17 protein-coding genes are annotated in these 25,872 nt (G+C 50.7%); 9 read left to right on the top strand and 8 right to left on the bottom strand.

Annotated features, from left to right (window positions below):
• Positions 1 to 489 precede the first annotated feature (489 nt).
• From B5P39_RS01460 to B5P39_RS01450, 3 genes are all read left to right on the top strand, one after another.
• Complete coding sequence (locus B5P39_RS01460) at positions 490 to 2,181, top strand: DUF342 domain-containing protein (RefSeq protein WP_088210196.1); 1,692 nt, start codon at positions 490 to 492, stop codon at positions 2,179 to 2,181.
• A gap of 228 nt (positions 2,182 to 2,409) precedes the next feature.
• Positions 2,410 to 2,787: a DUF4144 domain-containing protein gene (locus tag B5P39_RS01455; RefSeq protein ID WP_088210195.1), complete on the top strand. Its 378-nt coding sequence runs from the start codon at positions 2,410 to 2,412 to the stop codon at positions 2,785 to 2,787.
• A 189-nt stretch (positions 2,788 to 2,976) separates the two neighbouring features.
• Positions 2,977 to 4,101, top strand: a complete 1,125-nt coding sequence (locus tag B5P39_RS01450) for a site-2 protease family protein (protein ID WP_088210194.1) — start codon at positions 2,977 to 2,979, stop codon at positions 4,099 to 4,101.
• A gap of 86 nt (positions 4,102 to 4,187) precedes the next feature.
• Here the strand turns inward: B5P39_RS01450 and B5P39_RS01445 are convergent, their stop codons facing one another.
• From B5P39_RS01445 to B5P39_RS01435, 3 genes are read right to left on the bottom strand one after another with little or no spacing between them, the layout of a single operon-like run.
• Positions 4,188 to 5,621, bottom strand: a complete 1,434-nt coding sequence (locus tag B5P39_RS01445; RefSeq protein ID WP_088210193.1) for an efflux transporter outer membrane subunit — start codon at positions 5,619 to 5,621, stop codon at positions 4,188 to 4,190.
• A gap of 4 nt (positions 5,622 to 5,625) precedes the next feature.
• Positions 5,626 to 7,596 carry a MacB family efflux pump subunit gene (locus B5P39_RS01440; RefSeq protein WP_088210192.1) on the bottom strand — a complete coding sequence of 657 codons (1,971 nt, stop codon included), beginning with the start codon at positions 7,594 to 7,596 and terminating at the stop codon, positions 5,626 to 5,628.
• Positions 7,597 to 7,598: 2 nt separating this feature from the next.
• On the bottom strand, positions 7,599 to 8,810 hold the full coding sequence (locus tag B5P39_RS01435; protein WP_088210191.1) for an efflux RND transporter periplasmic adaptor subunit: 1,212 nt from the start codon (positions 8,808 to 8,810) through the stop codon (positions 7,599 to 7,601).
• A 508-nt stretch (positions 8,811 to 9,318) separates the two neighbouring features.
• On the opposite strand from B5P39_RS01435, the gene B5P39_RS01425 reads away from it, so the two are divergent.
• A complete protein-coding gene (locus B5P39_RS01425) occupies positions 9,319 to 10,230 on the top strand; it encodes a LysR family transcriptional regulator (RefSeq protein ID WP_088210190.1) in 912 nt (303 codons plus the stop codon).
• An 18-nt stretch (positions 10,231 to 10,248) separates the two neighbouring features.
• Here B5P39_RS01425 and B5P39_RS01420 read toward each other — a convergent pair whose 3' ends face one another.
• Positions 10,249 to 11,778, bottom strand: a complete 1,530-nt coding sequence (locus B5P39_RS01420) for an MFS transporter (protein ID WP_088210189.1) — start codon at positions 11,776 to 11,778, stop codon at positions 10,249 to 10,251.
• A gap of 18 nt (positions 11,779 to 11,796) precedes the next feature.
• On the bottom strand, positions 11,797 to 12,930 hold the full coding sequence (locus B5P39_RS01415; protein ID WP_254915667.1) for an HlyD family secretion protein: 1,134 nt from the start codon (positions 12,928 to 12,930) through the stop codon (positions 11,797 to 11,799).
• Positions 12,931 to 13,280: 350 nt separating this feature from the next.
• On the opposite strand from B5P39_RS01415, the gene B5P39_RS01410 reads away from it, so the two are divergent.
• The 3 genes from B5P39_RS01410 (at position 13,281) to B5P39_RS01400 (ending at position 17,479) form a co-directional block, all read left to right on the top strand.
• Positions 13,281 to 14,207, top strand: coding sequence for an extracellular catalytic domain type 1 short-chain-length polyhydroxyalkanoate depolymerase (locus B5P39_RS01410; protein ID WP_088210187.1), 927 nt, complete (start codon positions 13,281 to 13,283; stop codon positions 14,205 to 14,207).
• A gap of 192 nt (positions 14,208 to 14,399) precedes the next feature.
• Complete coding sequence (locus tag B5P39_RS01405) at positions 14,400 to 16,676, top strand: TonB-dependent receptor (protein WP_088210186.1); 2,277 nt, start codon at positions 14,400 to 14,402, stop codon at positions 16,674 to 16,676.
• Between the two features lie 131 nt (positions 16,677 to 16,807).
• A complete protein-coding gene (locus B5P39_RS01400) occupies positions 16,808 to 17,479 on the top strand; it encodes a response regulator transcription factor (RefSeq protein ID WP_088210185.1) in 672 nt (223 codons plus the stop codon).
• Between the two features lie 106 nt (positions 17,480 to 17,585).
• On the opposite strand, the gene B5P39_RS01395 is transcribed toward B5P39_RS01400, so the two are convergent.
• Positions 17,586 to 21,104: a hybrid sensor histidine kinase/response regulator gene (locus B5P39_RS01395; RefSeq protein WP_254915666.1), complete on the bottom strand. Its 3,519-nt coding sequence runs from the start codon at positions 21,102 to 21,104 to the stop codon at positions 17,586 to 17,588.
• A 145-nt stretch (positions 21,105 to 21,249) separates the two neighbouring features.
• Between B5P39_RS01395 and B5P39_RS01390 the strand changes: the two genes are divergently transcribed.
• Both B5P39_RS01390 and B5P39_RS01385 read left to right on the top strand, forming a co-directional pair.
• The gene (locus B5P39_RS01390; RefSeq protein WP_088210183.1) at positions 21,250 to 22,425 is read left to right on the top strand and encodes an MFS transporter; all 1,176 of its coding nucleotides are present in this window, start codon (positions 21,250 to 21,252) and stop codon (positions 22,423 to 22,425) included.
• Between the two features lie 2 nt (positions 22,426 to 22,427).
• Entirely contained in the window at positions 22,428 to 23,417 is a 990-nt protein-coding gene (locus B5P39_RS01385; protein ID WP_088210182.1) for an alpha/beta hydrolase, read from the top strand.
• 117 nt (positions 23,418 to 23,534) lie between these two features.
• Here the strand turns inward: B5P39_RS01385 and B5P39_RS01380 are convergent, their stop codons facing one another.
• Together B5P39_RS01380 and B5P39_RS01375 are read right to left on the bottom strand one after the other, a co-directional pair.
• Positions 23,535 to 23,915: a hypothetical protein gene (locus B5P39_RS01380; protein WP_088210181.1), complete on the bottom strand. Its 381-nt coding sequence runs from the start codon at positions 23,913 to 23,915 to the stop codon at positions 23,535 to 23,537.
• Positions 23,916 to 24,116: 201 nt separating this feature from the next.
• Positions 24,117 to 25,823: an amidase gene (locus tag B5P39_RS01375; protein WP_088210394.1), complete on the bottom strand. Its 1,707-nt coding sequence runs from the start codon at positions 25,821 to 25,823 to the stop codon at positions 24,117 to 24,119.
• Positions 25,824 to 25,872 lie beyond the last annotated feature (49 nt).

The following is a 25,872-nucleotide window of genomic DNA, read 5'->3' as shown; positions in this document are numbered from 1 at the left end:
TTACTTTGCCCAAACTTAGATGACTCGAAGCTTTTAATGAGCCCACGTCTGGATAGAAGCCTTATCCCCTTAAGAACGCCTCGAAGAGTAGTGATTCGCAGCCAATCACATGCCGCTACCTAGATAAGATTTTCATGGTTTTGTGAACGGTATCAAATGCAGTAAGCGCTGAATTACCGAGTGCTTTACCTTTTAGCACTCTTCCCTAGCATAGTGAGCACAGTTGTAAAGTTTGATTTTTTGTTAAATCTAAAAGTCAGCTAATTTTATCCCCGTGCTAAATCCGCGGCAAAAAACCAAAGATAACACTAAGTTATCGGTAATATTTCAAATAAAAATCTATTTAAAAATCAACAAATAGACTGCACACCACAAAATACCAACATTTACGTTTTTTCGCGCCGAAAAGGCTTCTTTGAGCAAAGTTTCTACTGTTATACTCAGGTGGCTACTAAAACAAAAATAAAACAAATGGATAGGAAGTGCTCTATGTTGGCCCCTGAACTTCTTGAGCTAAGCAGCGATAAAACCAAGGCGGAATTACGTTTGATTCCGAACGAACACGGTCCTATTACCCGTGATGATGTGATGCGTTTATTATCCGTACCTGAGTTTGCCCCCCTATTCCCACTCGAGCCTGCGATAGACAAAGTGATCGCGCAAACCAATTCCCTTTGCCATCAAGAGGATGGTAAGTACGAGCTATTTGCTGTATTGGCAGAACGCCGTGATGGCAGCGTAAAAATCGAGCTCAGCCAAGATAAGATGCAAGCCACTATGGTCTTAACCGCCCCTTGGGGTGGCAAAGCCATCGATTTACCCGAAATCCTTACACAGCTCAAAAAAGACAATGTATGCATGGGTTTAAGCAAGCTTAAGATCCAAGCTTTACTGCAAAAAATGACCAAGTTAAAGCCGGGTGAAAGCTGCCAGAGTGAAATCGCCCAAGGTAAGCCTGCGATAAATGGTCAAAATGCAGTATTGGAACGCAAGGTATCCCTCGCCCGTGAACGTCTATTGCAGCCGCAGGAGCGGGAAGACGGCACTGTGGATATGCGCAACCTTGGCGCCATGATTATGGTCAAACCCAACGATCTGCTAATGATCAAACATCCTGCGACCGAAGGCTCTCCCGGCTACAACATTAGGGGCGAAGTCCTTAAACAAAAACCGGGAAAAGATCTGGTATTACAACCGGGTACTGGTACTGACTTCCATCCTAAAGATCCCAATAAACTGATCGCCACAGTGGCTGGTCAACCGGTTGAAACCCGCACCGGCATGAATGTCGACGATGTACTTCAGCTGAAAGATGTGGATATCAGTACTGGCCATATCAACTTTAAGGGCAGTATTTTAATCACCGGTGATGTGCACGAAGGCATGATGGTTAAAAGCTCAGGCGATATTACCGTGATGGGTTTTGTCGATTCGGCGACCCTCGAGGCTGATGGTGATATTACGGTAAGCAAGGGCGTTATCGGTCGCCAAGTCAGAGTCAATGAGTTCTCCACCAATATCACGGCTCAGGGGCAAATTAGCGCCCAGTTCGTGCAATATTCCCAATTGACTGCCAAGGGTAATATTCTGATCACTAAGCAATTACTGCACAGCAATACCAAAACCGCAGGCACGCTCACCGTCAGCGATCAAAGCGGCCGCCGTGGTGACTTAGTCGGTGGTGTAGCGCATGCCGAAAAGGGCCTTACCGCCGTGGTGATTGGCGCTACCGCTGGCACCAAAACCGAAGTGTTCTGCGCCATGGAGCAGGGCGAACTCAAACAAAACCTTAAACAGCTTGAAGAAAGTGTGCAGGCCATGGTGGTTGCGACTCTGGATATCGAGGCTCGCCTGAAAAAACTACCGCCGAAATCAGAATGGCAGAACGACCCTATCATGATCGAACAGATCAAGATGATGCTCGACGAGAAGAATCGCATCTTAGGTGAACGTTCCCGCGAAGAATTAGAGTTTGACAGCCTAAAGCTGGAGGTCGAAAGCTACTATGACAAGTACCGTATCGATGTGATTAAGCATGTGTTCCTCAATGCCGAGTTCCATATTGGTCAAGCCAATCACAGAACCACCCGCGAACACGGCACTTGCTCGATAACCAATCTGAATCAAGAGATTAACTTCGATTACAACGCTAAACCTAAGCCACAAGCGGCGAGCCATTAACAGGGCAATCATCAACACCCGCTAAGGGTTCATTCCACTGAGTGAACTCTTAGCCTTAATGCTTTACCACTCGCTTTGCTCCACCCATTAGGTAGACTTGCCAGAGAAAATCCCCTAACGCCTTTCATCTTCGCCTCGGTCGGTGGCATACTGACCTCAATATGGCTCTTTAGCACAGACTCTGTCGGCTAAAAGGCTAAGCACATAAAAACGCCTACGGGATTGCGCATGACTCAAGTGAAAATGGCAGACATAGAATGGCCTGCGGTAGTCAAACTCACTCAAAATGACGAACTACTTTACCTTGCCCATCAACGGGATTGGTTAGAACTTGCCTGCCTGTATCAGCATCAATTTATCGATACGGATCTGTTACTCGACAGTCTCGGTAACCAATATCTGATCCGCGCGACCCCAAGCACCATTCACGAAGATCCCATAGGCGAGCTACCTAAGCTCCTCAAACAAGAGCAAAAATTGCCGCTTACCGACTTTATCAAATGGGTACAAAAGCACGCCAATGCCATAGGCCAATGCTGCGTCGCCAAGCTAGCCTTCACCACGTTGGCCCAAGGGATGGAAATCGTCCGCACCTTAGATGACTAATACGGCTCGAATAAATCGTCTGGGATCACAATAAAAACCAAGATGATCCTAAAAGCTAATATCCTCAGTCACATTTCACAGGCATAATTTGTCACACACGGCTCAGGCCGTTTTGCCCAAAGCGATTGATATTTATATGCCAAATTATCGCTGGGCATCATTCGGATACACATACAAACGGACCCTAAATTGGAACTACTTAAGATTGACTGCTTAGGCAAATCGCTGCGCTTGGAAGGCTCACTCGCAGGTTGGCAACAACTCTTTTGGGACAATACCTTAGTCTCACAAAAAGCCGCATCGGTCGAAAATGGCGGCCTCAAAGTCCATGAGTTTGAACTCACCCAGCACCAGAGCCAATTGGCCAGCGATACCGGCGAAACACAGGTTTTAGAACACAAAATCCAAGTACGCCTCGAGACCGACGTGGTGTGGCAGCCCTTTCGATTCGATTACCGCCTGCTGGTCGATGAGGAAGTGATGGCCCAAGGCACTCGCACCGAAAAAGATATCGAGCGCCAAACCCCTGAAGTCCCAGTGACTAACCCACAAAAAATCAGTTTTGTCGGCCTAGCCTCCCTCGGCTTTAAGCTGCTCAAGAGTGCCAAAGTGATTAAAGTGGTGCTCGCGGGCGCGAGTGTGGCGGCCTATTCTTGGCTGTTTTCCTTCCAATTTGCCTTGGCACTTATCGCCTGTTTGGTCTTCCACGAATACGGCCATATCCGCGCGATGAAGTATTTTGGGATGAAAACCAAAGGGATATATCTCATCCCCTTTATGGGCGGACTCGCGCTAAGCGACGAAAAGATTAACACCCGCTGGCAAGATGTGGTCATCTCGATTATGGGCCCGACCTTCGGCCTGTTAATGTCGGTGGGCTCGCTTATCGCTTACCACCTGACGGACAATGTCTTCTTTGCGGGGCTCGCGGCCTTTAACGCGCTACTTAACCTGTTTAATTTATTGCCGATTTTACCCCTCGATGGCGGCCATATTTTAAAGAGCATTAGCTTCTCGATGAACAGCATCATGGGCTTAATCGCCTGCGTGATTGGCGCCGCCTTTGGGGTGTATATCAGCTATACCTTGGGCCTTGCCCTGCTCGGTTTCCTATTACTTATCGGTAGCTTAGAGATAGTGTTCGAGTGGCGTACCCGCCATCAAAGCCACCTGTTGCCGCTAGACAGATATGGGCAGATTTTCTCAACCATTTGGTACTTAGTGACCGTTGCCGCCCTAGTCGGCATTATCTGGCACTTAGCGGGCACGGGCGATGATATGTTAAGCCTGCCACTGCATATTCTGCGCAGCTAATCACGACTCGCATTAAGATAAAGCGAGATAATAAAAAACCGCGATAGTCTAAGGCATCGCGGTTTTTTTATTATCTAATTATTCAATTAGTTATCCGCTATCGGCGGCGCAATATCGCTCCCACCTAGGGCTTGGTAGAGCGTCGCTTGAGCCGTTAATTGGTTATAGCGGTTCTCCAGCAATGCGGCCTCGGCGCTGCGGCGATTCTCCTGGGCATCGAGCCAATTTTGAATGCCGATAGCGCCATGGCGATATTGGCTCTCATAAATGGCTTCGGCCTGGGCGGCAGCGCTAAATTGCTGCTCAAGCTTCTCACCTTGGTAGGCGTATTGCTGCTTGGCCGAGATGGCGTTATCTACATCCTCGAAGGCGCTGTAGAGGGTTTTACGGTAGCTGACGATGGCCGATTGATAGTCGATATCGGCAATATCATTGTTGATTTGCATTTGATTCCATTGCAAAAAGGGCAGCACTAAGCCAGCGCCTAAACTCCCCACGGGATTACGCAATAACTCTTTTAGCTCTGAGGTCGACTCCCCCACACTGCCAGTCAAACTCAAGCTTGGGAAGTAACTGGCATAGGTCGCATCCTTACTGGCCAGCGCCGAGCGCAGTTGATACAGGGCCGCCTTCACATCGGGGCGACGACCGACCAAGTCGGCGGGAATGCCGACGCCAATCTCAGGCACAGCGCTATCCGGCAATTGCTTGATCTCAACCGCCACCTGCCCCGGAGCGCGATTGAGTAAGATCGCAAGCGCATTTTCGGCTTCAACCAATTGTTGTAGCAGTTGGCTGTGGGAAGCCTCTTGTCCCGCTAAACTGCGTTGGGATTCGAGCACATTCAGCTCAGTCACGGCGCCCGAGGCATATTGGCGCTGGGTTAACGCCAGCGTTTGCCTACTGTGCTCAATACTCTTATTGCTCAGTTCAATCCGTTGATGCAGATAGCCAATCTGCCAATAGAGCGACGCCGTTGTCGCGACGAGACTCTGCGCCGTGCTCTCCCTATCTTCGAGGCTTGCCAGCGCAGTCCACTGGGCTTGATCGATATTGGCCGACACTTTGCCCCAGAGATCCACCTCATAGCTTACCGACAGATTAGCCTGAAATGCCTTGCTCGAACTGCCGCCCTCCAGCGGTTTATTCACAGACGCCGTATTATTGGAGCTGAGTTGTGGATACAAATCATCCCGCGCTAACCCCGCCTGTAAACGCGCCTTTTGCAAGGTTAAGGTCGCAAGAGTTAAATCATTATTGCTGCTGAGCACTTGGCTAATCAGCTGATTTAATTCGGGTTGATTAAACTTCTGCCACCAAGGGTCTAGGCTGACTTGACCATTTACTTGGGTGTGCTGCCACTGCTCTGGCACCTGTAAAGCAGGCGGCTCAAAGTCGGAGCGCATCAGTGCACCACAACCCGAGAGCAAAGCGATGCTGATGGCAATCACGCTGAGCTTGAGCGTTGAACAGACACGGCGGCCTAATTCATTTTGATGCGTTAAAACTTGATTATTCATTCAGTTACTCTCTCGCTAGGGCATCAACAGGGTCTAAACGCGCCGCGTTGCGAGCGGGCAAGAAGCCAAACAGCACCCCGATTAAGGTAGAGCAGGCGAAGGCGGCAATAATAGAAGTCGTCGAATAAATCATCTGGAAACTGCCTCCCGCTTGGGCAAACACCACGCCAATCAAATAAGCCAAGGCCACCCCAAGCGCGCCGCCGCACAGACAAACTAACACGGCCTCAATTAAAAATTGCCGCAGAATATCGCTCTGGCGCGCCCCGACTGCCATGCGAACGCCAATCTCGCGGGTGCGCTCAGTCACCGACACCAACATGATATTCATCACCCCAATGCCGCCCACCACGAGGGAAATCACCGCAATCGCCGAGATTAATAGCGTCATGGTCGCGGTGGTTTTCTCGATATTCTGGCGAATGGTGTCCGTGTTAATGGTGAAGAAATCCTGCGTGCCGTGGCGCATCTTCAGCAGGCTAATAATGCCCTGCTCCGCCGCATTGCTCGGCACCGACTCATCGAGCCGCACGGTAATCCCATCTAAATATTTTTTGCCCACCATACGGCCAGAAACCGTAGTGTATGGCACCCACACATTGAGGGCATCGCTGTTACCAAAGGCGCTTTCCTTAGGCTGAGTGACGCCGATAATCCGCACCGGTAAATCCCCGAGGAAGATCACTTCCCCAATGGCAGAGCCCGTGGCTCCGCTACTGTTAGGGAACAGCTGTTTGCGGGTGTTATCGTCGATTACCGCATCTTGGGCTAACGCATTAACACTGTCATCGTCCCAAAACTGTCCTTGGGCAAGCTCATATCCTCGAACCCGGAAGAACTCGGGCCCCACGCCATTCACTGTCGCCGTCACCGCCTTATTGCCATAACGCACAGTCGCACTCGAGCCAATACTCGGGGTGACGCTATCGACATAAGGTAAATTTTTCAGTGCGTTGGCATCGCTTGCGGTCAGGGTTCTTACCCTTGCCGAGCGCCTATCGCCAAAACCTGAGCCGGGGCGAATATCAATGGTATTGGTGCCCATTGAGCTAATGCTCTTTAAGATCTCCCGCTGCGATCCTTCCCCCAGCGCCACCACAGATACCACGGAGGCGATACCGATAATAATCCCCAGCATAGTTAAAAAGGTGCGCAATCTATGGGTCGACATCGCCAGCAGCGCCATTTTCAGGGCTTCGGCATATCTGTCCCATGCCGCCACGCGGGCGCGCGCCTTAGTCTTGGCGGGGATCACTTCGGTCTTAGGCGCAGCCGCGATATTTGAGGCGGGATTAGGCTCATCGCTGATAATCACCCCGTCCTTAATCTCGATAATACGGTTGGCATGCTGGGCCACATGCATATCGTGGGTCACGATAATGATGGTCTGGCCCTCGCGGTGCAGCTCCTGCAACAGCCGCATCATTTCTTCGCCGCTGTGACTATCTAAGGCGCCAGTCGGTTCGTCGGCGAGGATCACATCGCCGCCATTCATCAGCGCCCGCGCCACACTCACCCTTTGCTGCTGGCCACCGCTGAGCTGATTCGGCTTATGGTCGAGGCGCTCACCTAAACCCAAGCGTGATAACAAGCTTTCCGCCCGCTCCCGACGCTCTAAGCGATCTTTACCCGCATACACGGCGGGCACTTCGACGTTACCCACAGCATTAAGATCGCCAAGCAAATGATATCGCTGGAAAATAAAGCCAAAATGCTCGCGCCTCAGCTTGGCCAGTTCATCCACATCCATCTGCGAGGTATCTTGGCCATCGATAAAGTACGAGCCCTTTGACGGTTTATCTAAACAGCCCAAGATATTCATCAAGGTCGACTTACCCGATCCCGAGGCGCCGACAATCGCGACCATCTCACCACGGGCGATGGAAAGATTAATATCTTTGAGTACAGTCAGTTGTTGCTCACCCGCCTGAAAACTGCGGTAGCAAGCTGAGACTTCCAGTAATGGCTTACTCACGCTTAAAACCTCATTGGTGGGCCACGGAACTTCATGGTCGAACCGTCGGCAGGCATTCCGAGCACCACTTGGTCGCCTTCGTTCAGGCCAGACAGGATTTCGGCATTGATTTTGTTATTAATACCGACGGTCACATCCACATATTGCACTTGGTTATTCACCAGTACTGGCACTTGATACTGTGGCCCACGGGATTTGCGATCGCTTGCCGATGCCGCTTTATCCCGCGGTTTAGCTCGCAGCACCTGCGATGGCACTAACAGCGCATCATCGGCTTTGGCGAGCACAATCGAGATCTGTGCCGTCATGCCAATACGTAGGGTACGGTCGGGGTTTTCGACATCGAATAAGCCGTGGTAATAGATGGCGTCCGAATCGCTGGAACTCATATTGCTATCGTCACCATCCATGGAGGTGGGACCGGGCTCAATTGCCCTTAGGGTGCCGCGATAAGGATGGTTGGGACGACCGAGAATCGTAAAGTACACAGCCTGCCCCGGATGCACATTGACGATATCGGCCTCGGAGATCTGCGCCTTGACCGTCATGGTATCGAGCTGCGCCATCTCGACTATGGTTGGCGTAGTTTGATTGGCGTTAACGGTTTGGCCGACTTCGACCGCAGAGTAAACGACCGTGCCATCCATAGGCGCGGTGATTTTTGTATAACCTAAATCGATTCTGGCACTATCGACATTGATCTCAGCCTGTTGTTTTTGCGCCTGTAACTGCTCAAGCTCGGCTTGATAAACCGTCAAAGTGGCTTCGGCGGCTTCAAAGTCTGCGCGGGAGCTAGCTTTATCGGCGAGCATTTCCTGCTGACGGGTGTATTCGAGTTTTGCCTGACGAATTTGCGCCTGCTTAGCGCGGTATTGAGCATTGATGCTTTTAAGGGAGGCCAGCGCATTTTGCAGGTTGTTTTGCTGGGCAAGGCTGTCGATTTGCGCGATAAGGTCGCCCTTCTTCACCTCTTGGCCAAGATCCACAGGCAAACTCTGAATTTGCCCCGAGACCTGCGCGCCCACACTCACCAACTTAGAGGCCTGCAACATGCCATTGGCGAGCACCGAGTTTTCAATGTCGCCGCGCCTAACGGGTTCAGTCACATAACTTGGGGCCGCCTCGGGTTTATGCAGCAGAAAATAAGCGCCGCCCCCAAGGAGGACTAAGCCGCTTAAGATCAATATCAGTTTACGCTTTGAGGATTTTTTCATCTGAATCTAGGTGTCCATCAATGCCAATGGGCGCAAGCGTGCATCTTGCGGGAGGAAAAATAGTGCAGTCAGTATATAGAGTTAGCTCAGCGCAGTAGACGAAGGAAATGTCGATATCAGGTAAAGATTTGCAAATATCTGTGTAGAAGTTTGAAACATAAAACACGGCCGTAACAATTCCAGCAGCTTTATTGGCATCCACCACAACGCACCGGCGATGACACTAATCGCGCATCATTGACCTTGGCGAAGGCATCTTTTTTCGCTGATTTATCAACAGCCAAGCGCTATACTTTACAAAATCGCACTACCTAGTACAGCTTGGGAACTACGCAATGCGCCCTTCAACTCTTCAAAAACAAACCAACTTACTAGAAGCCACTACCGCGCTGTTGGGCCTATCTCAGCCAGACAAAGCTCCGGTTCACCTGCATATAGAGCGGGGGGGTGAGCACTTTCTTCATTCCCACAGTCATCAAACTGTCAGCGATGCATCAGGAGTTCCCGCATGTTGAAACTGGACTCACTGTCGTTGTTTCAGCACGTGGTGCAACTGGGCGGTATTACGCAGGCGGCGGATTTTCTCTCGCTGCCCAAATCAAGCGTCAGTCGCAAAATCAAAGAACTGGAAGAACATTACAATGTGAAACTGATCAATCGCAGCGCACGGCATTTTACCCTGACCGAAGCGGGCGAAATCTTTCATGCTCATAGCCGTGATGTGTTGACGCACGTCGAGGTGTTGGATCAAGAAATGTCGGCATACGGACAGGAAATGGCGGGGAAAATACGCCTTTTGTGTGTATCGCCGATGGTCAAATGTTTGGGTCAGTTACTGCGAGAGTTCTGCCGTCTATACCCGCAAATTGAGTTGGAATTGCATGCTCAGGAAGTGGTGGAGCGTACCATTCCCAAACGCCGCTTTGATCTGTTGGTGCAGCTTGGTCAGCCAGTGATCAGCAATCTGGTGGCGCAGCAGATTGGTGCGATGTACGCCGACTACTACGCCAGTCCGGATTACTTAGCTGAATTTGGCACGCCGCAAATGCCGGAGGATCTGTTACAACACCGACTTATCTTCCGTGAGATGTCGCAGGATGAGTACAAGTTCTGGTGGTTTGAATCCCCGACGCGTAAGCTCGACCTTGGGCGGGCAAATATGACGGTCGTCGATTCACCGGAGATGGCACTGACCTTGGCCACGCAGGGTTTTGGTGTTGCGTTGTTACCAGACATTCAACTGGCGCAAGCCATGAAGGACCAACAGCTGGTGCCGTTGTTTAACCAGCAACACCGCCGGCGTGTGCCGATTAATCTGGTTTATCACGATCGTCAGCACATTCCGCGCCGCGTGCGGCTGCTGATTGATTACCTCAGCAGCCATTTTGCCTCGGAAGCACAGAAACACCTGTTGATGTGACACCCGGTGGCCGGGTTGTTAAGCGGCTTCCGACTGTTTTTTCACCATCTTCTTCCCAATCAGGATCACCGGGGCCATCACCGCAACCGCGACAACGAACCACAGAAAGGTATTGCCCAGCGCAGAGACAATCACTTGCTGGCTGATGGTTTGTTGCATCAATGATGCGCTGATTGGCGCCGAGGGCAGATGCCCTTGCGATAACAGCAGTTGCTGGGTCGAGTTGGTGTAAAATGCGGCTGGTTCGGAGCCGATATCACGAGTGAGATCAGTCATAGATTCAGTGCGTGTTATCTGCAGCAAGCGGGTAAACAGCGCCGAACCCAATAAGCCCCCCAATGTGCGGCAGACATAGAACACGCTGATGCCTTCGGGGCGTTGCTCGGGACGAAAATGGGCCAACATGGCGATGGTCACCGAGACATTGAGTAAGCCGCCCCCTAAGCCACGCAAGCAGATGGGCAGCAGCACTTGATCCGGCCCGACATACGCGGGTAAGCGGCTGAACATCACCACCGAAATCACCAGCAGAACAACACCGATGGGCGTAATGATGTCACTTGGAAAGCGCCGTTGATTGCTGGCTGCGACACTGATCATCATGCCGACAATCATGGCAAGCAACGAAGGCAGTTGTATCTGTCCAGCAGTTTCATGGCTGTAGTGCAGCACGTTGGTGAGAAACAACATCATCAAGGCGCCACTGGCGGTGACGCCGAATCCGGCAAGAAAGCCGTTATACATAAAGACATTGTTGTGCAGGTTGGTCAGCAGTGTGCGGCTACTGGTATGGCCGCTGTTCTGGCTGGCCTGCATAAACAACATGGCCAACAGCGCAATGACAATCACGCCCAGCATCGCATATTCAAATCCCGGATAATCAAACCAGTTGTAATAGCTGCCACGCATCAACAGGTAAACCAGCAACGTGAGCGCCAATGCGCTGCATGCATAAGCGAGAAAGTGCGATTTTTTAGTTCGGGCGAAGGGATAACGAATGGAAAATTTTGTACTGATGGCTGCTGCCAGTAACAATGACCCGGCGATCGGATAAGTAAGCCACTGCCATTCGACCTGCGTGACCAGCCAGGTTAAGAACCAAGGGTATCCGCCCAGCGGCAGCAGGGTTGAGCAAGTCAGCACCAACGCAGTGAAAAGTGTCATGGCGCGATAGCCGTATTGATCCAAAATCAGCAGGTTAATCGTCAGCGTGATGATACTGACGCAGAAGCCCAAGAGGACCCAAGTTGCGCCATGCAGCCAGGGTGATTGGTGGGTAAAAGCGAAAACCATCTGGCACAGAGCGGCCATTAGCAAGCTGGCACGCAAGGTGCGAGTGACCGTGAAGTGGCGAACAGTAAACGGGGCGGCCAGTAACGCGACCAGCTGTGCAGCGGAAAACGCGATATTGAGGTAACTCTGTTCATCACCGGATAATCCGTTGCTGGCGGCCATCTCTGCGGCGAGTGCTTTGAACAGTGCCGAGCCGATCCCTACGGGTAACATGGCCAACAGAATGAGGGCGATTAGCCAACCTTTGCGTTGCATGGTCATTCTCCTGCTACCTTATTGACCGAGTGCGATACTGACCACCGCAGATAAGCCGGGATAAACTCGGCCTTTGAGTGATTCAGGCAGTGTCAGGGTGATTTTGACGGGCACGCGCTGCACCACCTTAACGAAGTTTCCCGTGGCGTTTTGCGGTGGAATCATGCTGAACTGAGCGCCAGTGGCAGGCGTGATCGAGTCAACCCGGCCTTCGAGCACAATATCGGGATACATATCGATTCGCACATGAACTGCCTGACCTGCGATTAGGTGACTGAGCTGCGTCTCTTTAAAGTTGGCGTTCAGCCACACAGTTTCTGGCACCAGTGTGATGGTCCCCATGCCCGGCTGCACAAACTTGCCCTCCTGCACCTGGCGATTGGCGATGAAACCGTCCACCGGCGCTTTGACTACGGTGCGCTGTAACGCAATGGTATTCAATGCCAGTTTGGACTGCGCCTGATTGAGCTGAGCGCCAAGTTGTTCGCGTTCAGCGGCCAGCGTATTGAGCTGCTGATGGGCGGCATCAAGGGCTAACCGAGCATTTTTCAGCGTCGCTTGCGCGTTGATCGCTTTGGTGTTCTGGTTATCAAAGGCGGTCTGGCTTACCGATGCGGAGCGCAAAAGTTTCTGAAAGCGCTGGCGTTCTGAATGTTGAAATTGTGCATTGGCGCTCGCGGCTTCTATCGCCGTTTTGGCCTGTTCAATACTGACCTGTTGCAACTGCATTCGTGAGGCATTGTTGGCCAGCGCAGACTGAGCAACCGCAATGGCCGCCTGAGAGATGTTGACGTTCGCCTGATAGTCCTGGTCATCAATCTGAAACAGTGGATCGCCAGCGTTCACCCACTGGTTGTCGCGCACAAACAGCTTGGTGACTCGGCCGCTGACTTCTGGGGAAACCAGCGTTACGTCTGCTTTGACATACGCATTGTCGGTCGTGACCCATTGTTGTCCCTGCCAGTATTTCCAGCCGCCCAGTGCCAAGGTGCCCAGCGCTGCCAGCGTAATCATCGTTTTCTTCATCGTGTAACTCATCGAAGGGGAGAAAGATGGAAAAACTGTACTGGTGAGTACGCTTTGGAGCGAGAAAAATAACTGGAAGGTTACTGCCCAGAAAATGGAACCCCAAGGAATAAGGTGAATGAACATGAAACCGCCCATCACAGGCAGCGCGAAGTTTAGGCGCCTATGGTTGAGTTTGAATGCGCAATGACTACTTCGCCCATCAAAATATCCACGCCACCATCAGACTGAACCTGACAGGTTTGCTCGCAAGATACTTAGATACAGGTGATTGGGGCAACCTAGGAGGGTCAAATACACCGCCAACCTCGGATGCACATTAGCAGTTAGGCCTTATTGACGGGTATATTCGAGTTTTACCTGACGTATTTGTACCAGCAGCATAAAAGGGTAATCAGGCTCTGGAACTAAAGTGCCATTGTCAGGCGCCGCAAAATTCAGCAAGTTCTCACTATCATGAACTTGGAAGCACTCCTATGCGCAAATTGACACTCATCGCCACTTGCCTCAGCGCACTGTTATTCACCCCAGCCTATGCCCAGAGTGAGTATCAGGCATTTAGCGAATTTGGCGCCAATCCCGGTGAGTTAACCGCCTCCTATTTATCGCCCGAAGGCCCAGGCCAAGATGCGCTTGTAGTGCTGCTGCACGGCTGTGTGCAGGATGGCGTGGAACTCGCCAACAATAGCGGTTTAACCGCCCTTGCCAAAGAGAAAAAGTTTAGCTTACTGGTGCCACAACAGAGTTTTGAGAACAATGTAAAGCGTTGTTATAACTGGTTTTCAGCGCAGGATACTCAGGTGGATAGCGGCGAGATGCTATCGCTGAAAAACATGATAGCCAAAGCCCAATCCCAATCTGGGGCGAAGCGCGTCTATGTGATTGGCCTGTCCGCTGGTGGCGCCATGGCCAGCGCCGCACTGGTGAATTATCCCGATGTATTCACCGCAGGCGCGGTGATCGCAGGCCTGCCTTACCCCTGCGCTGACAACCTGACCAAAGCCATTTCCTGCATGAAAAAGGGCCCAGCAGAGTCTGTTGAAGAACTGGTCAGTTTTGCCAAACAGGTGCATCCAAACCAACAACACTGGCCGGCCTTAACCGTGTGGACTGGGCAAAACGATGTGGTGGTGAATCCTGAAAATGCCAAACAACTCTCGGCCCAGTGGGTCGCACTGACCCAAGCGAATAAAACACCAAGAGTCGAACAATATGCCGACTATAGTGTTAGCACTTGGTCCGATACGAGTGGCAATAACCTTATTTCGTTAGTCGAAATAAATAATATGGGCCATGGCATTGCCGTTAATCCAGATATTAAAAATGGCGGCAACACGGGAGACTTTTTACTAAAAGCACCTATCAGCAGCATGCCAGAAATAATCAATCTTTGGGGAATATAGGGTTTAATAATAAATAAACCCTGAGTATCGATATTCAACGTATCGGTATAAAAATAAAAACAATGAGTTAAAAACACATACTACTATAGTACCGATTTAAATTTTAAATAATTACTATAGAGTCAATGTGAATCAGAAAAATAGTAGTAAGTACCAACCTTTAAAAAATAAATACTACAACGGGAAATCTGTATGAAACAGAATACTATCAAAATGAGTTGCATTGCTTTAGCTATCTCATCTGCATTGGCAGCACAATATGCTGTTGCTGAGGATGAAAATAGCACCGGGGAGAAGCAAGCCACCTTAGAACGCATTGAAGTCACCGCCCGTAAGTCCATTGAGAGCCTGCAAAACGTACCAGTTGCAGTGACTTCGGTCAGTGCTGACGATTTGTCGGAAAATGGCATCAGCGTGATGACTGAAATCCAGCAATTTTCACCCAACACCACGCTGCAATCCAGTCGCGGCACTAACTCTACCCTCACGGCCTTTATTCGCGGTGTCGGCCAGGAAGATCCGCTCTGGGGCTATGAGCCAGGCGTCGGTATCTATATCGATGATGTGTATATCGCCCGCCCACAGGGCGCGGTGCTCGATATCCTCGATGTACAACGTATCGAAGTACTGCGCGGCCCACAGGGCACCCTCTATGGTAAAAATACCATCGGCGGCGCGGTCAAATACGTGACTAAGAAGATGAGCGGTGACGCTGAGTTAAACCTCAATGCCACCGTCGGCAGCTACAACCAGCAAGACTACAAGATAGCGGGTCAATTACCTTTAATTGATGACAAGCTGTATATTGGCGGCGCCTTCGCCAGCTTAAATCGCGATGGTTATGGTGACTTCATTACCTCAGCGATACCAGGTCAAGATACTGAAAACTATAACAAAGATGTTATGGCGGGGCGTGTGAGCTTAGAATACGCGCCAACCGACAACCTGTTTATGCGCCTCAACTACGACAAGACCAAAGATGAGTCGAATTCAAAGGGCGGCTACCGTATGCTCCCCAGTGTCCTGACAGATGCCCCAGTGCCAGACAGCAAATACGACTCTTACACCAGTATGCCAACCTGGAACAAGGTGGAAACCGAAGGTTGGGGGCTGACCATTGAATACGGCTTGAACGATGACTGGACACTAAAATCCGTCACCTCATCCCGCGAGAGCTATTCGCCCACCAACATCGACTTTGACAACACGAGTCTGCGTATTTTGGACGTTCCCGCTATCTATGATGACGAGCAATTTAGTCAGGAATTCCAAGCTAACTACGACGGCGATAACTTGAAACTCGTATCAGGCCTTTATTACTTTAAAGGCGATTCCTGCGGGATGTTCGATTCCATCCTGTATGAATATTACAAAGTTTACGGTGGTCTAACGCGTGAAGTTCGTGGTTGCAACAACAGTGAAAGCTATGCCGCCTACGCTCAAGGCACTTACGACATCACAGATAAATTGTCGATGACCGCCGGTTTGCGTTATACCCGCGAAACGAAGGATGCCACAGTCTATAACGGCATCATGTTTACGACGCTTTACCCCGAAACAGGCTGGGTACCAGGATATGTTCGCGATGAAGATGCCATCAACGCCAGTATTCCTAAGGTGTTAGATGATGAAGAAACCTGGTCGAAACTCAATCCGCGCTTAGGTTTAGAGTATCAGCTCTCCGACGATATGATGCTCTTTACCAGCTATTCACAGGGCTTTAAGTCGGGCACCTTTAACCCAAGGGCAACGGGTCCTGAACCCGCAGTAGACCCAGAAGTCGTTGATTCCTATGAACTGGGTATGAAGAGTGAATGGTTTGACAGACTGCGAGTTAACGCAACCGCCTTCTACTTAGACCATAAAGACAGGCAGTTCGTGACCGTATTACCCGGTGAAAACGCGTCCGATCTTAACCAACGTCTAGGCAACATTGGTAAATCGACCGCCACGGGTCTAGAACTCGAAGTGGAATACGCAGCGACAGAGTCATTGAATCTGTTTGCGACTCTGGGCTTAATCGATGCCAGCTTCGAGGAAGTCATCTCCTACGATAGCGATGGAAACCGCATCGATATCAGCGATACTTACACTATCACTAACACCCCTGATACCACGGCAAACGTTGGATTTAGCTACAATATCGACACGGATATCGGCAGCTTTGTGGCCAACGGTAACTACTACTATCGCAGCGACTATGACTTAGCTGTAGTAAATAACCTGTTGAGCCAAGACGGTTATGGCCTGCTCAACCTCGGCTTAAACTGGTACAGCAACGACGGCCATTGGCACGCGGGTCTGCATTGGAAAAACGTCACTAACGAAGAATATCTGGTCGGTAACTATGCCTTCGTCACCCCAGATGGTAATGGCGGATATATTCCAGGTTTAGGCGGTGACAATACATTAATTGGTTATTATGGCGATCCAGAGACAATCTCTCTCACCGTTGGCTATAATTTCTAGAATATAATGTTATTGACGCATAATAATAACCGACTCCCATGAGTCGGTTATTAATTTAACGGCTTTAAATATTATCTAGCATTAATTTCCAATATGATTAAACTGGGTTAAAAAAATAAAGGGAACGGATTATGTCTCAGATAAAAGTCGCCATTGCTGATGATCATCCATTATTTCGTACAGCCTTAACGCAAGCTGTTCTCAAGAATGTGAATACAGCGGAAGTATTGGAAGCGGAAAACTTTCAAGAATTAATTACGCTCGTTGAGAATAATCCTGATATTGAACTGATCTTTCTCGATTTACATATGCCCGGAAATGAGGGCTTTACCGGCTTAACCCTACTGCAGAATCATTTTCCCGATATCGCGGTGATCATGGTTTCCTCCGATGATCAGCCCGAGATTATTCGTAAGGCCATTAATTTTGGCGCCAGTGCGTTTATCCCGAAATCTGCCAGCTTAACCCAGATCTCCACTGCAATTGCCACAGTGCTCGAAGGGGAAGTCTGGCTACCGGAACACACAGATATCAATATCGATCAGCAAACCGCTGCCGAGCATCAACGTTTAGCGAAGCAACTGGCGCAATTAACCCCGCAGCAGTACACAGTACTGGCCAGCATTGCCAATGGACGCTTAAACAAACAGATCGCCTATGATCTTGATATTAAAGAGACCACGGTTAAAAAACACGTGTCGGCGATACTAGTCAAACTCGAAGTCTACAACCGCACTCAGGCGGGATTAGTCTTCCAGCAGCTGATGATAACCAGCAACGATAAACCGCCTATCAGCGCCTAACGTAACTTGAACCACTCCCAGAATTGAGAATTAAAGAAAAACAGTGGCACTAAACCACTGTTTTTTTTATCCGTATTTATTAAGCCAGAACCACGATAGTGCAGAGTTAAGACAATTGCTTAATCAATCGTTTTAAGGCGGTGGCTTTAACGGGTTTACGCACAAAACTGAACTGCGCGCTGCTGGTGTGTTGCCGCACGGACTCAGACGGATCTGCCGAGCAGATAATGCAGGTCGGACGCTGGCCGCTAAACACAGGATGAGTGAGCAAGCTTTGCACCAGATCGACACCGTTTTGGTCATCATCTAAGTGGTAATCGGCAATGATAAGCTTCGGCAACACCTGCTGCGCCAGTTGCTGCTCGGCACTGGCTTTATCTCGAGCAGTGAGTACATGGCAGCCCCAGCCTAACAGCAATGAGGAAATGGCCTTTAGCATTAACTCATCGTTATCTATGACTAACACGCTAATATTAAAGCTATCGTTTACGCCTTCCTCTTCGCTGCGTAGCTTAACCACATTACTCGGTTTGGCTTGGGCGAAGACGCGCGGCACTTCAACACTAAAACAGGTGCCCTTACCCACCTCTGAGTGCAAGCTAATCTTAAGCCCGAGTAACTTAGCGATGCGATCGCAAATCGCCAGCCCCAGCCCAAGCCCCGGGATCTCCCGCGTTTGTTCGAGGCGCTCAAACTCGCCGAAAATCGCCTGCTGTTTATCTTGAGGTATGCCCGGGCCATTGTCCCACACTTGAATTAGCAGGCTATGTTCGAGCCGCCTCACCCCCAGCAGCACCTTAGCCACAAAATCGGCTTGCGATAGCTTAGGCAGAGCCGCGCTGGCATTGAGCGGCAGCTGCGTTTGCCGATTCACCGCGCCAGCTGGGGAATAATGGAACGCATTGGAGAGGAAGTTTTGAATAATCCGTCGCAGTAAACGTTGGTCGCTTTGCACTAGGCAGGAGGAAAACTGATAGGAAAAATCGATGCCCTGCTCGGCGGAAAGCACTTTAAATTCATTCACTAAGGTCGAGAGTAAATCGTTGAGCGCAAACTGGCTCTGCTCAGTTTTAAGGCTACTGCTATCGAGGCGGGAGATTTCTACCAGATCGGATAACAGGCTCTCCACCACATTTAAGGAGGCTTCAATATGGGTGGCGAGATCCTTGAGTTCGGTCGACGTCACCCGCTGTTTAAGCATCTCGGTAAACAGGGTAAGTGCGTTAAAGGGCTGCATTAAATCGTGGCTCGCCGCCGCTAAAAACCGCGTCTTACTGCTATTGGCCGCCTCTGCTTCGGCCTTGGCTTTAGCGAGCTCCCTTGTGCGGCTTTCGACCCGCTTTTCGAGGGTTTCGTTAGCCAGTTGCAGGGCTTTTTCGGCCTGAATATGGTCGGTAATATCGGTAAAAGTACTTACAAAGCCACCACCAGGCATGGCTTGACCACGGATTTCCAGCACTTTGCCATCGAGCATAGTGCGCAGAAAATGATGTGGACTACCGCTACGCATATGGGCAAGGCGCTTTTCCACCAGCTCATGAGCCTCATCGCCTACAATGATGCCGCGCTCGATATTAAACCTCAGCAGCTTCTCTATCGGTATGCCAGCTTTTACCAAATCTTTAGGATAATCAAGCAACTCAATATAACGTTTGTTCCATGCAACCAAACGCATATCGGCATCGACCACGCTAATGCCCTGTTCGATATTTTCGACCCCAGATTGCAGCAGTTCGCGGTTAAACTCGAAGATCTGGTTGGCCTCATCGACTATGCTGACCACATCCTCCAGCGGCACCTGCTGCGAGCGTGAGGCGGCATTCATCACCATCCGCGTCGAGGCAGACCCTAACACCCCCGACAACTTAAGGCGGGTGTAATCCACCAGCTCCTCGCGCCGTGTGGCTAATTGCAATTCAGAACCAAGTACCTTCGCCCTAGCCAGCAGGGCGTCGGCTTCTTCCTTATTGATAAAGCGGTGTAATAGGCTCGCCAGATCCTCAACCGAGAGGTGCCGTTCCAGCGCCACCTGTTTGCGGTTAACAAACACATCGGCTTGAAGCACTTCCCCCACACTCTGCTCTTTCAGCAACGAAATCAGCACAAAACAACCGACGTTCGCAAGCAAACTATACAGTAGGCCGTGGCTGATATTATCCAGCCCTGTTAGACCAAATAGCGCGGTTGGGGTTAGCCATGGAATATTCAACAACCCTTGAGTGACCCAGAGAGCATCGGGGAAGGTCGCGGGCAGCAGCAAGGTATAAAGCCAGACTAAACTGCCCATCAACATGCCCCAAAAGGCACCTTGGGTGGTGGCGCGGCGCCAATAGAGCGCCCCTACGGCGGCGGGAAAGAACTGCGACAGTAGCACAAAGGATAATAAGCCAATGCTGGCCAAGTGATTCTGCTGATCGATATAACGCTCGAAGGCAAAGGCCGATAGCAGAATCGCCGCTATCGATATCCGCCGTAAATTGAGCAATATCCCCGCGAGCTGCGGCGTCTGTTGCGAGCTAAATTTCGGCAATCTCAGCAGCAGCGGGGTCAAAATCTCGGTCGAAATCATGGTGCTGAGTACAATCGCCGCCACAATCACCATAGCCGTTGCCGCCGCAAGGCCGCCAATATACACCAAGACCCCCAGCCAAGCCTGCTGATAGAAGAGTGGTAAGGTCAGCACATAGGTGTCGGCATCGACACTGCCGCCGGGAAAGCTAATCTGCCCCGCAAGCGCGATAGGCAATACAAAGGCATTAATCAGCAGCAGATACAGCGGCACCATCCAACGGGCGGCTTTTAACTCTTTGGCATGATGATTTTCAATCATCATCATGTGGAATTCCTGTGGCAGCGCATAGATGGTAATGGCGCCCAGCAGAATTTGTGACAGCACAAAATAGAGTGAATTCCCCTCAGAACTCGGCGGTAAATGCTGACCCCGAGCGAGCAAATCACTGAAACCATCAAACACATAGAAAGTCGCGAACAACCCAACCGTGGTGAGCGCAAACAGCTTTACGATTGAGCTAAAGGCAATCGCCAGTACCAAGCCTTGATTTTGATTACTGGCCGAAAGCTGCCGAGTACCGAATAAGATACTAAAGATAATCAACACGATAGTAACGATAAACGCCGTGCTTATCCCAGACTGAAAAGTACCCGTTAAAAGATCGAAACTGGTACTTATCGCCCTCAGCTGCAGCGCGATATAGGGAATAGTGCCAAAGAGGGACACCATGGCAACACTGGCGGCAATTTTAGGCGAGCGGTCAAAGCGGCAGGCGATAAAGTCGGCAATCGAGGTCAGGTTTTGGCTTTTGATGATCTGCAGCGTGCGCATCAACATAGGCCACGCCAGCACGAGACAGATTATCGAACCTATGTAGATGGGCGCTAACCAAGCACCCGTGGTAGCCGCTTGCCCAACCGTGCCGTAAAACGCCCACGAAGTACAACACACCCCCAAGGATAAACTGTACACCCAAGGCCGTTTACGCCATTGATCTATCGCCTGATTTTGCCCCCATTGGGCGACAATAAACAGCACAGCCAAATAGGCAATCGATATAACACTGATCCACCAAGTATCAACAGACAACCACGCCAGCAAGATATTCCCCAATCAACCTGTATACACCCAGCCAAACTACACTAGACAAACAAATTGTTAAATACTTGATAACAGCACGGTGCACTAAGGTAGTACTTATTTATCCCCCCCCATCGGCTAACCTACGGCCAATATTGACTCGAGGTTTTAAACAACTATGCCGATAAAAATTACCCATAAATATCTCGTAGAAGGCTTGGTTTTTACCAGTTACGTCTTATTTGCAATGGCATGGGTTGGCGGCACCGCGAGTATGAATAACATCATGGCCTCGATGCATATCGAAAGTTATGCCTCCGCCAGTTTATTGAGCGGTGCAGTTACCTTAGCCAAAATTGTCGGCACCTTTGCTGCGGCCTATCTCACCCTCAAATTTGGGGTGAAATATGCGTTTTTAGTCGCGGCATTATTGATAGTCACGGGCGTCATGACACCCTACGCCCCAAACTATGAGTTACTGCTGGTGAGCCGCTTTTTAATGGGGCTGGGCGGCGCCTTTATGATTGTCTATTTCAACCCGATTGTGATGCACTGGTTCGCCCCAGAAGAGCGCCCTGTGATCAATGGATTAAACGCGGTTGCCTTTAATGTGGGCACGGCTATCGTGCTTTGGGGCATGCCGAGCATCAATGCCATCAGCGGCGGTTGGCAACAAAGCCTGTTGGTGTTTTCCCTGGCCAGTCTGGTACTGGCGCTGCTGTGGTTATTGGTAAAGTTTGAACAAGCCCCCAGCCATCAAGCCAATGCACAGCAAGATGCCATCACCTCATACTCCTATCTCGATGGCTTAAAAGACGGCTTTAACTGGGCCTATGCCCTCACCTACTCGGGATTATTATCCTTTTATATTTGCCTATTTACCTTTTATCCACTGGCGGGCATCAGCCAGAGTAAGTGGGTGATTGGCTTTGGGATTGTCGGCACCATAGCGGGGATACTCTATAGCCGTAAACAGCCACTGCGCCTGCCGATTATTCGCCTCAGCGGCCTGCTGATTTTCTTGACTGTGTTAGGGCTATCCTTTGGCTCGGCGCCTTGGCTGCAAACCCTGTGCGCCATCGTCTTAGGCTTTTGCATCTTTTTACCCGTCACCGCTTTAGTCTCGATTCCCCACGAGCTACCTAAGATGACCAGTCAAAAAATCACGGTAATTTTTAGCCTGTTTTGGTCCATCAGCTATCTGATTTCGACCTTAGTGTTATGGCTGTTTGGCAAGCTAGTGGATATCAACCAAGGCAGTTACTTCGCCTCGTTTGTGCTGATCACCCTGTTAAGCGCCACAGTGTTTGTTGGCAGCTATTTTCTCCCCGAAACCGGACAAGCTAAGGAGTAAGCATGCAAGTTTCCCCACGCGGTACCGCTTCAGCAAAGCTGACGAATTTTCTTGAGTTAGCAAACCAGAATATCGCCCTCGCGAAACAGCAAAATATTCAATACAGTCCACAGCTGCTGCGGGAAAACTTGAACAAACTCGCGGCCCTGATGAGCGCTAAACCTGAGGTAAGTTATATCGCCGATAAGGCATGGCAAGTGAAGGATGCGCAGCATGGCGACAGGGAAATTGGTTGTCGAGTTTACAGCCCAGCACCGAACAAAGCCCTGCCCGTAGTGTTACATTTTCACGGCGGCGGCCATATGTGCGGCAGTGTGGAGCTGTACGACCCTATCTGTCGTCACCTTGCCAGCATAGCTCAGTGTGTGGTGATCAGTGTGGAGTATCGCCTCGCGCCCGAACATCCCTATCCGGCGGGACTTGAAGACTGCGAATACGCCCTGCGCCACTATCAAAGCGTGTTGACTGAGGTGCAATATCAACAAGGTGTTAGCATCATGGGCGACAGTGCCGGTGGCGCGCTATGCACTAGCCTTAGCCAACGTAGCCTAAGCGACAACAGGCTTAATATCGCCAAGCAGATCTTGGTGTATCCCAGCGTGGATTACACCATGGCGAGCGCTTCCTATCAGAGTAATGGCGCAGGTTTCTTGCTCGAAACCCCTAGGGTGCAATGGTACTTCGAACAGTATTTTCAAGAAGTGGCTAAGGATGCCGAGCGAGTCAAACAAGCTTCCCCCTTACATGGCGAGTTCAACGCCAAACTGCCCAGCACCTTGATATTTACCGCAGGCTGTGACCCATTGCGGGATGAAGGCATTGCCTATGCTAACGCCTTAACGGCGGCTGGCGTGAAGGTGCAGCACCATCAATTTGAAGACATGATCCACGCCTATATGCTGCTGCAGGATTTGGTTTCGGAGGAATGCCTTGCGACCTACCGTATGATTGCCGCGTTTTTAGCTGAGCCCATAACCGCGACCTCTCGCTAGCTGGCCCATTCAAACTCTCCCTCGAAGCACCTACACCCAAGATATGTTTGTAGGTGCTTATTTTTTAAGTAGCAATTAACGGGAGGACATAATTAAAAAATACAACTGCACCCCAAATTACTCGCTATAAATCACGCCAATTTTTCCATTTAAGAATGGCACTTGGATTAATTGTTCATTCGTCCAAGGTGTAAGGTAACCAATTGATATAGCATTAGTTCCCAATTCACCCTCACCATAGGCGTACTCGTGACTAGTGTGAACCTCAATCAGCTCAGGAGTGAGCAATGACCATACAGTGGCAACCTCAACCTTGAACTCAACAGGCACGATATTACAAGCGTGAATAAACTCGACCACTTTAGTCGCTATTTCATCGCGCAACGTCTCACTTGGCTCGATAAGTAATGTGAGGGCCGTGCGTTGACTGGCCGAAGGTCCATTAACATCACCATGAATAACCAGTTGAAAGTCTCCCCCGAGGTAGGGAATCGACAATTAGGTTTGCCAAACTTTGGACCTTCCTTTAGCTCTGAGTACACCAAAAGGCATGAGTTCGATAGTGCGGTACATGGTAAAAGTAGAATCCTAACGCTGGAATAGGTTTGATAAATAACGCATGAGAGATTAACGCGAAAAAAACGGGATGGGTATTGTTACCCATCCCGTGTTGGATTTCTCAGCCTTACGACTTAGAGCTTATTGACTCAGCGGCGGTGTACGCGGCGGAATCATACGCTTATTACCCGTCGACTCGAACGCGCCGGCAAACTTAAGCAGGTTGTTATCATCGTAGGCACGACCCGCGAAGGTTAATCCCACTGGCATGCCAATATCGGCCATTACGCCCATTGGCACAGTCACAGTCGGCACGCCTAAATGGCGAATCGCAAGGTTACCGTTTGCCACCCAAACCCCATTACTCCAAGCGATATCGGCGGAGGCCGGATTCACATGGGCATCGGCGGGGCCGACATCGGCCACGGTCGGGAACAGCACGGCATCCAGCTTAAGTTCGTCCATCCAGTCTTCGAGATCCAGCTTACGGGTCTTCTCTAAACCACGCAGGCCATCGGGAATACTGTCGATCTGGTCATAGGATTTCAAGCCGCGTTTGGCCATGTTGACATACTCTTCCATGCCCGCCGCTAAATCACCCTCACGGTTTGGCAAGGTGCCGAGGTCATGGGGGAATATCAAATGTCCCACCACATCTTCAAGCTTGTTAAGTTTAGGGTCGTTGTTCGCCCGCAGGAATTCATCGAACGCCCAACCCGAGAGTTCCCATAATTCATCATGGAGGAATTGGGGCGTCACTATGCCACGGTTAAACACGGTCGGCGCGCCGGGGCGGTCGCCTTCACAGTTAGACACCAGCGGAAAATCAACTTCAATCACTTCCGCACCGGCAGCTTCTAGGGCTTTACGCGCCGCTTCCCACAAATCGATCACCGATTGGCGAGTATGGATACGTTGGCCCGTTGGTCCACCGATACCTGGGTTTTCGCTGGTACCAGCTAGTTCATCTTTGTTGATGTACATGCGCGGAACGCCAAAACGCTTACCCTTAAGGGTGTCGGCGCAGGCGGCGAGTGCCAGATAGGATTCTGGACGAACGCTAGACGCTTTAGGAATTTGCACCCAAGGTTGCAGGCGCCAGAGGTCGCCACGGGTGATAGGGTCATCGGCCACAATCACATCGAGCACTTCGAGCATATCCGCCATAGTGCGGGTATAAGGCACTACCACGTCCATGGTTGGGGTTAATGGCCAGTTGCCGCGCACCGAAATTACCCCGCGAGATGGCGTATAGGCACACAAACCGTTGTTGGATGCAGGGCCACGGCCACTCGACCAAGTCTCTTCGGCAAGACCGAACGCCGAGTAGCTTGCCGCTGTTCCAGTACCCGCTCCGTTGGATGAGCCCGAGGCAAAGGGCGCCGTCAGATAGTTCGCATTGTAGGGGCTTTCGGCGCGGCCATAGTGACCACGCTGCATGCCGCCATTCGCCATCGGTGGCATATTGGTTTTGCCTAAGCAAATAGCACCCGCGGCGCGAAGGCGCTCGACGGCAAAGGCATCATACTGGGCCACTAAATCTTTAAATGCTGGGCTGCCAGACGCCGCCGTCAATCCCTTCACTAAATAGCTGTCCTTAGCGGTGTAAGGAATACCATCGAGCGGGCTTAAGGTTTCGCCACGGGCACGGCGCGCATCGGAAGCCTCGGCTTCTTTCAGCGCATCGGGATTGTGCACCACTAACGCATTCAGCTTAGTCTCAGTGGCAGGGCCATCGTAAGCCGCCACTCGAGCCAAATAGGATTTCACCAACTCAACCGCAGTCGTGCGGCCGGATTCGAGCGCTTCACGCAGCTCGGCAATGGAAACTTCAGTCACTTCAAACATTTTACGCCCTCCCGCAGAAAACCAATTGTGGTGCAATAACAGTGACATC

Source organism: Shewanella sp. Shew256 (assembly GCF_002196695.1).
Lineage (GTDB): Bacteria > Pseudomonadota > Gammaproteobacteria > Enterobacterales > Shewanellaceae > Shewanella > Shewanella mangrovisoli.
Note: the sequence above shows the minus strand (reverse complement) of the source record. Positions and strands in the feature narration are given on the sequence as shown.